Annotated in this window: 1 protein-coding gene; it reads left to right on the plus strand. The window is 61.3% G+C overall.

The features are described 5' to 3' along the window. Positions 1-21 precede the first annotated feature (21 nt). Positions 22-266: ATP-binding cassette domain-containing protein (locus tag SB717_RS36505; protein ID WP_410907928.1), on the plus strand; the 245-nt coding region annotated here is incomplete at its 3' end.

Raw genomic sequence — 266 nt, forward strand, 5'->3', positions numbered from 1 at the left:
CTTGCTAAGGGAGAAGTACGCATGAAAGACAACTCACCCGGCCAGCCCGAGGCTCATCCTGTCGTGTTCGAGGCCGTGAATGTAGCGAAACGATTCGGACCGGTGGCCGCCCTCTCGGGTGCATCCATCCAACTTCGGGCAGGCGAGGTCGTCGCCCTGATGGGAGAAAACGGTGCCGGCAAATCAACTCTGTTGAAGATCCTCACCGGCGACCACGCACCCAGCTCGGGCGCGCTTCTTCTAGGGGGACGTGAGGTCGCGTTTCG

Origin of the sequence: Priestia sp. SIMBA_032, assembly GCF_046535215.1 — a bacterium.
Classification (GTDB): domain Bacteria; phylum Bacillota; class Bacilli; order Bacillales; family Bacillaceae_H; genus Priestia; species Priestia aryabhattai.